Raw genomic sequence first — 8,890 nt, 5'->3', positions numbered from 1 at the left:
GTGCTCAATTTTCTGGGAACAAACAATAATACCGGCGTCACGCACTGCAGTATCTTCGTCTGTTTCAGATACTACTTCCTGGCCTTCGGCTATCAGGCCTTCCATAGCCGGGCATTTTTTGCCCATAGCCCTGGCGCCCAGCATTTCAAATACCTGTTCCAGGCGGCTTACATGGCCTTTGGTTACTTCAACATGTTCAGCAATGGCATTGGCCAGTTCTTCTGACGTAGCTGCTTTTTGCATTTTGGGTAATGCCTTTACCAGGTTTTTTTCTGCCCAGTAAATGTCTTTCAGCTCATTCATAAACAGGCTGTGAAATTTAGATTGTTCGCCGTTGTTTTTATTTTTAGCGGCAGAGGTCCTGGATGAGGAGCTTTTGGAGGTTGCTTTAGTACCAGCCATAGTTATAAGATTTTAATAGATGAAGAAATAGTTAGGGTGAGATTATTTATTGTTGTTATTGTTTTCCTGTTTCTGGTCCTGCGGGTTAGCGGGCGTATGTTTTATTTCCCGTTCCGGTACTTCATCCGGTATATCCTGTTTGTCAGGTGATTGCTGCCCCGGTGCGGGATTAGGCCCTTTATCAGGAGCTTGCCCTTTACCGGGCTGCTGTTGCGAAGGGTTATGCTGATTACCCTTATCCGGTTGCTGTGTCATAACTTACTTGTTTTGGTGAAAGAATGTTGTACAGTGATTATAAGCTAACAATAGCTATAAGAAATCAAAGTTCATTCCATTGCAATAATATCAGAACTACCTATAGGCGTTAGAGATAAATTCACTTTAAAACCGGCTGAAAGCCGCGCCATTGCCGTAGAAATTGCTTTTCACTATGTAGAAAATCTTGCACGAGAAAGCAGGTAGCAGATTAACTATCAGGAATTTATTTTAACTAATTTTTTTGATGCGGATGCGGAAAAATGGATAATTTAGGAAGATTTATGAGCTCATGCACAATCCAGTCCAAAGAAAAATCAGGTTAGGCTTTTTCATCGCCTTTTCAGTTATTATCGCCGCATCGTTCTTTTCTTACCTGGTAACAAAGAACCTGTTGGATAATGCTACCAGACTGAACCATACTATAGAAGTATCAAAACGGCTGGAAACAATTATTAAACAGCTTAAGGATGCCGAAGCAGCTATCAGAGGGTATAACCTTACCGCCGATACTTCTTTCCTGCATCCGAATATGGAGGAAAGAAGCAACAGCATTCGCAGCGAGTATAATGCGCTGCGGGGCATTTTAATTGACAGCCACCAGCAGCAACGGCATATGGACACCCTGAAAACCCTGCTGGAAATTAAGTACGGTCAGCTGCAGATCGGCTCCAAAACAAAGAGCCCCCGCACCGAACGGCTGTCCGTAACAGAAGGCGAAAGGGTGATGTACCGTATAGAACGGAAAGTAGATGATATGATGCGGATTGAGGACACCCAGCTGCATGAAAAAACAGAGCTGTTCCGGTTTTTCTCGGCCCTGTGGGTGCCGGTTATCTTTATATCCTCGCTGGTGGCCATTCTCATCGGCATTTATTCTTACATTACCCTTACCAAGGAATTTAAGCTGCAGCTGCATATTGAGTCCAAGCTCAAATCATACCAGCGCGACCTGCAGCAGAATATTCAGCTGCTGAACAAAAGCAACCAGGAGCTGGAACAGTTTGCTTACGTAGCTTCCCATGACCTGCAGGAGCCCCTGCGTAAGATTTCTACCTTCAGCGACCGGCTGCAGGTAAAGTATAAGGACCAGCTGCCCAGCGACGCTTCCCAGCTGCTTGACCGCATGATAGGGGCTGTTGGCCGTATGCGGGTACTGATAAATGACCTGCTGCTGTTTTCCAGGGCCGGCCGTATAACACCCGAGAGCATTACAGAAGTGGATATGACCGCCCTCCTGCAAAATGTACTAAGCGACCTGGAAGTAGCGTTACAGGAAAAGAACGCGGTGGTGCGTACCGCCCCGCTACCGGTAATTGAAGGCAATGTAACCGGCTTTCAGCAGCTATTCCAGAACGTGCTTGCCAACGCCATTAAGTTTTCACACAAGGAACGGCAGCTGGAAATCAACATCAGCAACCAGCTACTGAAAGGCAAAGAGATCAATATTGTAAAAGAGAACCGCTGGGATGAAACCTTTTGCCGCATTTGCATAGAAGATAACGGAATTGGGTTTGACCCGGATTATGCAGAACGTATTTTTCTTATTTTCCAGCGCCTGCACGGTATCAGCGAATACTCCGGCACCGGTATAGGACTGGCCATCTGTAAAAAGATAGTAGACAGCCACCACGGATACATTATGGCGTACGGTTACCCCGGCAAAGGCGCTGCTTTTGTAATTATTTTGCCAGTTAAACAAAAAAAGTGACCCGGCTCCCGGTTACCGGAAAATTTAGCACCTTAATTGCGGAGAAAGGATGCGACTAACAACTACTGCTGAAAGCGGTGCAAACCACATTATTAAAAAATTAAATTACTTGCCAAACTATCCAGTTACAATTATGACAGACCAGCCCATACATATCCTGATGATAGATGATGATGAAGATGACTTTTTCCTGGTAAATGAGCTGCTGCAGGACATTTCACCCGGCCAGTACAAGCTGGACTGGGCCTCCACCTACGCACAGGGCCAGGAACAGATTGGCCGGAAGGCGCATGATATTTACCTGGTAGACTACCGGCTGGGCCCTTATACCGGTATTGACATGCTGCACTATTTCCAGCAGCTGGGCTACAAGGCCCCGGTTATTATGCTTACCGGTAAAGGGGATTATACGATTGATAAGGAAGCCATGATGGCCGGCGCCTCTGATTACCTGGTAAAAGGAGAGATCAGCGGCGACCTGCTGGAGCGCTCCATCCGATACGCGCTGGATGAAATGAACCACCTGCGCACCCTGGCAGAAAGCGAGAAAAAATATTACGGCGTATTTGAAAAAGCACATGACCTGATACTGCTGGCCGACTGCGACAAGAATATTATCGACGCCAACCCCGCTGCTTTAAGAACCCTGCAGTACACCAAAGAGGAGATGCTGAAAATGAACCTGAAAGACCTGTTCCTTTTTGAGGAGCAGTACCGGCATTTCTTTGACCAGATCTGCGGCGAGGATGGCTGCGGGCCGGCAGAGTACAATTTTGTGAACAGCGCCGGCAAAAAGCTGGATGTTATGGTAAACGCTGTAATGCTGGATGCCGCCGCCCAGATATTCCTTTGCGTAGTACAGGACATTACTGAAAAGAAAAAGGAGGAGCAGGAAAAGCAGCAGCAGCAGAAATTTGTAATCACCGGCCGCATTGCCCGCGTTATTGCGCATGAGGTGCGTAACCCGCTTACCAATATTCTGCTGGCGGTAAGCCAGTTTAAGCTGGAACCCGGGGTTACGGAAGACAGCCAGCTGTACACGGATATTATAGAACGCAACTGCATTCGCATTAACCAGCTCATAACCGAGCTGCTGAACAGCACCCGCATGATAGAGCTGCATGTGCAGCAGCACGGCATTAACGAGCTTACGGAAAAGGCCCTGGCCCTGGCCCAGGACCGGCTGCAGCTGAATGAGATCAAGGTGGCCAAACGCCTCTCCGACCCGGATATAATGATACCGGCCGATGCGGAAAAGGTGGAAATTGCCCTGCTGAATATTATCATTAACGCCATTGAGGCCATGACGCCCGGTAAAGGAGAGCTTAACATATATACCGCCCGCCATAACGACCGCGCCATTATACAGGTAAGCGATAACGGGCCCGGTATACCGGAAGATATGAAGGCCAAGCTGTTTGATCCCTTTTTTACCAGCAAGCCCAAAGGCAGTGGCCTGGGCCTTACCAGCACACAGAATATTATTATTAACCATAAAGGGAATATTCATGTGGACAGTGAGCCCGGCAAAGGCACCACATTCAGTATTACCCTGCCCACCAATTGAATGCAGGGGCAATGATGGAAAATGAAAGAGGGCTGTACCTTACGGTGCAGCCCTCTTTTATACGTTGATTGTTTGCTATTGTGCTTTCAGCTTTTCTTCGGTGTTGCCAATGGCATCTTCTACAGAATGGGATTCTTTCATGTTAATGCGCTTTTTGGTTTCGTCTGCCAGCTTGCAATAGTATTTGTGCAAAACATCCAGCTCTTCTTCCGTCAGATCTTCCGCTACTATTAAACGGTTGCTGGCCAACCGGTTGGCGGCTATCAGCTCGTTCAGCTTCAGCTGCACGGATTTGGAGTCCTTGTTCTGCGACTTCTGGATCACAAACACCATCAGGAAGGTGATAATGGTAGTGCCGGTATTAATTACCAGCTGCCAGGTATCGGAAAAACCAAAGAGGGGGCCTGTAACCGCCCAAACTATAATTACAACTAATGCCAGGCAAAAAGCCCATGCAGACCCGGTGACATTAATAACCTGGGTAGAAAAGCGCTCGAAAAAGCCGGATATTCCACCGTTCTTTTTTTTGTTGCCGGTTGACTCCTGTAACGGCTGTACTGCTTTTTCCTTTTTCATACCTGCGCTTAATAATTAATATTTAGCAGGCGCAGCTTGTTATACAAGGTTTTACGATCAATGTTTAACAATTGCGCTGCCTTGGTTTTATTGTACTTTACCTCTTTCAGCACATTTATGATCTTGTTGTACTCTGCCTGCAGGGCTACGGTTTTCAGATCATTTTCATTGGCAATGGTAGCCAGCTCCGTTACCGGGTCTTCCTCATAGCTTTGTACAAAGGCCTCTTTCATTTCCAGCGGCAGGGCGCTCATAGTAATATCCTGGTGCTCCGGCGTAAGCAGGCATGCACGACGTATTACGTTCTTCAGCTCGCGGATATTGCCCGGCCAGGAGTATTTCTGGAAGCATTCCCATACTTCCTGGGTAATTTTACCGCAATTCTTCTGCAGCTCCTTCTCTACCTGGCCAATAAATGCATTTACAAATAACGGCAGGTCTTCTTTGCGCTCCCGCAGCGGCGGTATATAAATGGTAAATTCATTAAACCGGTGGAAGAGGTCTTCCCGGAAGCGGCCTTTTTGTACCGATTCGGAAAGCTTTTCGTTGGAGGCTACAATAATGCGCACATCCACAGGTATTTCCTTGAGGCTGCCTACGCGGCGTATTACCTTTTCCTGTATTACACGCAGCAGGGCTACCTGTATATCGTAGGAAAGGTTGGCCACTTCATCCAGGAACAGGGTGCCGCCGGTAGCCTGCTCAAAAGCGCCGATTTTAGTACCGATAGCGCCGGTAAAAGCGCCTTTTTCGTGCCCGAACAGCTCACTGGCGGCCAGCTCCTTGGAAAGGCTGCCGCAGTCCAATGCTACAAAGGGCTGTGAGCTGCGTTTGCTATGATGATGGATCAGGTGGGCTACTGATTCCTTACCTGTACCTGTTTCTCCGAAAATAATTACGCTATAATCTGTAGGGGCTACCAGCTTTATTTGCCGGAACAGCTCCATGGCGCCGGCGCTTTCGCCGTATACATACTTGTTGCTTTTGTCGAGCATTTCGGAAACAGGGGCTTTACCGTTGCTGCTGCTTTCCCGGTTTGCGGCTGCAGCCTGCGGCTGGGAGATCACCTGCATGGCTTCCCGTTCGCTTTCTGCATCCAGGTGGGCAAATGCCTTGTGCACCAGGTTCAGGATCTCATCGGGGTACAGGGGTTTAGACAAATAGTCATAAGCACCATTTTTCACCATTTCCACTGCCACACGCACATCCGTATATCCTGTAATGATGATCACAATGGTACGCGGATTTAGCTGGTGGATGTCCTGCAGGAGCTGGGCCCCGTCGGTATCCTTCAGACGATAATCACACAGCACCAGGTCGTAAGGTTTTTCCTTCATCATTTTCAGGGCTGCATTGCCGGACATAGTGGTGTCTACCTTAAACCCATGTTTACCGAGAAACTTACTCAGCAAAGTACAGATATTGATCTCATCATCTATGATCATTATATTTCTCATAATGGTATGTATGATGTTGGCTATAAGCTTTTAAAGTTACGAAATAAATTGCAGGCCGGACTAACTTTTAACATCCTTCATTAGCTCGTCCACGTTCTTTACACTAAAGGGTTTGGCAAGAAAAAAACTAGCGCCTGCGTTGAGTGCAGTTTGCTTTTCCATGCCATTGTCATACGCGCTGATGGTGATTACTTTCAGGGCCGGACATTTGTTTTTGAAAACGGGAATTGCTTCCAGCCCGGAGCCATCCGGTAAATGTATATCCAGGAAAAGTATATCCGGCTGTTGGCGTTGAATAGAGGCCAGCCCTTCCTGGAGCTCATGCACATACTTTACATTGTACCCAAGTCTTACCAGGCTCATTTGCAACAGCCTGCATATATCCGGTTCATCATCAATTATAAGGATAAACGACCCCTTCATTTTTTCAGTTGAGAGTAAGTCTGATACCAGACCCGATCCCTGTTTTCTGTGTTGTAACATACTTGTGTTTATTCCATTGTTCCATTAATAACCTGGCAATCAGGTAACAAACACTCGACTCCGCGCCTTGATTCTGATTGACATTGTTCTTTTCCAGGCCATCATAACAGCCGTAAGTAAGCGGGTTGTATACCAGCTGTTTTAAATGGTTGTTTCCTAAATACCAACTAAATGCAAGCCGCATTTTCTCCAGGTATGCGTGATTGCCGGTGGCCCGGAAAAAGGTATGCAAGGATAGCATGGTATAGGCTACTTCAATTGACTGCTCCCCTCCTTCCAAAGTATCAGCATCATTGTGAATGTTTTTATGGTGCCAGGTTCTGTTGTTGATCACTTTCATGTAATTGTTCGTAAAGGTTTTGCTGCACAGGAAATCCAGGCTTTCTTTTGCAACATATACCCAACCGGCGTTGCCGGTTACCTGGCTGGCCATCATCATGGCCTCCGGCAGCACTGCGTTACCGTAGGTAAGGTATGGTTCATACCATTTCCATTGCGCATCTGCCTCCTGCTGGTATAGCTTATGCAAACGGCCGGCCAAAGTATTAATTATATCTTCTGCTATGCCGCTTGGCTTATACTGGAGGTAATAATACAGTCCTTTTATGGCAAAGGCCATCGCCCTTGGCGCAGTAAGTGTTTCCAGCCAGGTAAAGCAGGGCTGCAGTATGCGGCTGGCCTGCTGCACCAGTAAGGGCGGCAGGTGATTATGCGAGTACAGTAAATATCCCAGCGCCCATATGGCCCGGCCGTTGGCGTCTTCCAGGCTTACTTCATAGTTGGCGCTGTCAAAATAACCGCGTATGTTCACGTAGTTCAGGAAGCGCCCGTCGGCCTGCTGGCAGTATTCTATAAAGTCCAGGTATTTATGGCTGAGGGAGTATACAAAGCTGCTGCCTTTGGCAATATCGCAGTACATGCACATGGCTATCAGCGCGCGGGCATTATCGTCCAGGGTGTAGCCGGAGGATGGGTCGGGCTGATCGTGCCGGGAAAACTGTATCATCCCAAATTCGTCCGTCATCCTGTCAATATGATCCAGGTAGGCCGGCGGCAGGCTGGGAAGCGTAAGGTCTTTTTCCTCCATTATTTCCTTGAACATTGACATATGTGCTATGGCTACATTTTCCCAGATGGCGTTACGTGTTTTTTCAATGGCGTTGTTGCCCATAGCGGTACGCAGCTGCGGATCTTTCAGCAGGTGAATGGCTTTTTCCGCCAGCTGCTCATGGCTGCCTATATCTATAAGGTAGCCACAGCACTCATCCAGCATTTCGCGGGCCTGTGAAAAGGCGGTGCTCACAATGGGGCAGCCTGCGCTCATGGCATACAGGAAAGTACCGCTTACTGCCTGGTGCGGATCTTTGGAGGTGAACAGGTAAATATCTGTTAAGGCCAGGTAGTCGAGCAGCGCCTCCAGGCTTAAATAGCTATTTACAAATTTCACATGCTGCTGCAGCCCAAGCTCGGCAACCAGCGCCTGCAGGCGCTCACGGTACCGCTCTCCTTCCCGGGCCATTACCACGGGGTGCGTTTTACCCAGTACCAGGTATACCGCATCCGGGAACTCCTGTGCAATGGGCTGCATGGCGCGTATAGCTGTTTCCAGCCCTTTATTTTCACTTAGCAGGCCAAAGGTGGCAAGCACTTTTTTGCCCTGCAGGCCATACTGTTGTTTAAGACTGTCCACATCTTCTGTAATACGGGCGTGCACGCCGTGCGGTATATGCACGATCTTATGGGCAGGCAGGCCATAGGTGGAAAGCAGGATGTCGGCAGAGGTTTGCGTCATTGCAATGATTTTGCTGGCCAGGGCGCCTATAATACTTACTACTTTCCGGCAGCTGTCGTCAGGATAGGGCAGCACCGTATGGAACCGCACCACAAAGGGCCTGTCCAGCAGTGACAGCATGGCCAGCATGTTATGGCCGTATTCGCCGCCATAGAGCCCAAATTCATGCTCAAAGCAAACCAGGTCAATTTCCTCATCTGCATTTACCTGGTGGGCGAAAGTCATACAGCTGTCAATATCAAAAGGATTTACCACATACTTTACAGGCAGCTTGTAGGCGGCCTGGGGCTTACCAGCTTCCAGCAATGCGCAAACGCTAATGTTCAGCTTTTCTGCAAATGACTTTTGCAGGGCGCTCACCAGATCCTGGGCAAAGGTTGCAATGCCACATTCACGCGGGGGAAAAGTTGTAACAAAAAGCAAATTCTTATTCATTGTGTCATTTTTTTCCTGGTAGTTCATGCGCTGTGCAGCATCAATCAGTCAAATATCAATCCAACCCCGGCTGTATAAGGACAGGGACAACCTGGTGAAATGAGGCTCCATAATGGGTGTAGAATTATTTCTACAATTTTTCCCCCGGCTTCCTCACTCCTTTTTTTGACGGGGAGTGCCAAAATTTTTTTTTGCATTAACAACGTATTCAC

Annotated in this window: 8 protein-coding genes; 2 read left to right on the top strand and 6 right to left on the bottom strand. The window is 47.9% G+C overall.

From position 1 onward, the window contains the following. Together VFS25_RS14435 and VFS25_RS14430 are read right to left on the bottom strand one after the other, a co-directional pair. Nucleotides 1–402: DUF892 family protein (locus VFS25_RS14435; RefSeq protein ID WP_326462864.1), on the bottom strand; the 402-nt coding region annotated here is incomplete at its 3' end. A gap of 42 nt (nt 403–444) precedes the next feature. Further along, a complete protein-coding gene (locus VFS25_RS14430) occupies nt 445–657 on the bottom strand; it encodes a hypothetical protein (protein WP_326462863.1) in 213 nt (70 codons plus the stop codon). A 292-nt stretch (nt 658–949) separates the two neighbouring features. Here VFS25_RS14430 and VFS25_RS14425 point away from each other — a divergent pair, with 292 nt between their 5' ends. After that, entirely contained in the window at nt 950–2,368 is a 1,419-nt protein-coding gene (locus tag VFS25_RS14425; RefSeq protein ID WP_326462862.1) for a sensor histidine kinase, read from the top strand. A gap of 133 nt (nt 2,369–2,501) precedes the next feature. Further along, on the top strand, nt 2,502–3,935 hold the full coding sequence (locus VFS25_RS14420; protein ID WP_326462861.1) for a hybrid sensor histidine kinase/response regulator: 1,434 nt from the start codon (nt 2,502–2,504) through the stop codon (nt 3,933–3,935). Between the two features lie 75 nt (nt 3,936–4,010). Here the strand turns inward: VFS25_RS14420 and VFS25_RS14415 are convergent, their stop codons facing one another. The 4 genes from VFS25_RS14415 to VFS25_RS14400 are packed head-to-tail and all read right to left on the bottom strand — an operon-like array spanning nt 4,011 to nt 8,678. Further along, on the bottom strand, nt 4,011–4,511 hold the full coding sequence (locus VFS25_RS14415) for a low affinity iron permease family protein (RefSeq protein ID WP_326462860.1): 501 nt from the start codon (nt 4,509–4,511) through the stop codon (nt 4,011–4,013). 8 nt (nt 4,512–4,519) lie between these two features. Beyond that, nucleotides 4,520–5,968, bottom strand: coding sequence for a sigma-54 dependent transcriptional regulator (locus tag VFS25_RS14410; RefSeq protein ID WP_326462859.1), 1,449 nt, complete (start codon nt 5,966–5,968; stop codon nt 4,520–4,522). Between the two features lie 60 nt (nt 5,969–6,028). Beyond that, nucleotides 6,029–6,391 carry a response regulator gene (locus tag VFS25_RS14405; RefSeq protein ID WP_326462858.1) on the bottom strand — a complete coding sequence of 121 codons (363 nt, stop codon included), beginning with the start codon at nt 6,389–6,391 and terminating at the stop codon, nt 6,029–6,031. Between the two features lie 4 nt (nt 6,392–6,395). Continuing rightward, nucleotides 6,396–8,678 carry a glycosyltransferase gene (locus VFS25_RS14400; RefSeq protein ID WP_326462857.1) on the bottom strand — a complete coding sequence of 761 codons (2,283 nt, stop codon included), beginning with the start codon at nt 8,676–8,678 and terminating at the stop codon, nt 6,396–6,398. Nucleotides 8,679–8,890: the final 212 nt, after the last annotated feature.

It is taken from the genome of Chitinophaga sp., from assembly GCF_035761305.1.
Lineage (GTDB): Bacteria > Bacteroidota > Bacteroidia > Chitinophagales > Chitinophagaceae > Chitinophaga.
Note: the sequence above shows the minus strand (reverse complement) of the source record. Positions and strands in the feature narration are given on the sequence as shown.

Excerpts from the sequence above, each read along its gene's own strand:
- VFS25_RS14430 (WP_326462863.1), bottom strand. The coding sequence starts at position 657 with ATGACACAGCAACCGGATAAGGGTAATCAGCATAACCCTTCGCAACAG.
- VFS25_RS14425 (WP_326462862.1), top strand. The coding sequence starts at position 950 with ATGCACAATCCAGTCCAAAGAAAAATCAGGTTAGGCTTTTTCATCGCC.
- VFS25_RS14420 (WP_326462861.1), top strand. The coding sequence starts at position 2,502 with ATGACAGACCAGCCCATACATATCCTGATGATAGATGATGATGAAGAT.
- VFS25_RS14415 (WP_326462860.1), bottom strand. The coding sequence starts at position 4,511 with ATGAAAAAGGAAAAAGCAGTACAGCCGTTACAGGAGTCAACCGGCAAC.
- VFS25_RS14410 (WP_326462859.1), bottom strand. The coding sequence starts at position 5,968 with ATGAGAAATATAATGATCATAGATGATGAGATCAATATCTGTACTTTG.
- VFS25_RS14405 (WP_326462858.1), bottom strand. The coding sequence starts at position 6,391 with ATGAAGGGGTCGTTTATCCTTATAATTGATGATGAACCGGATATATGC.
- VFS25_RS14400 (WP_326462857.1), bottom strand. The coding sequence starts at position 8,678 with ATGAATAAGAATTTGCTTTTTGTTACAACTTTTCCCCCGCGTGAATGT.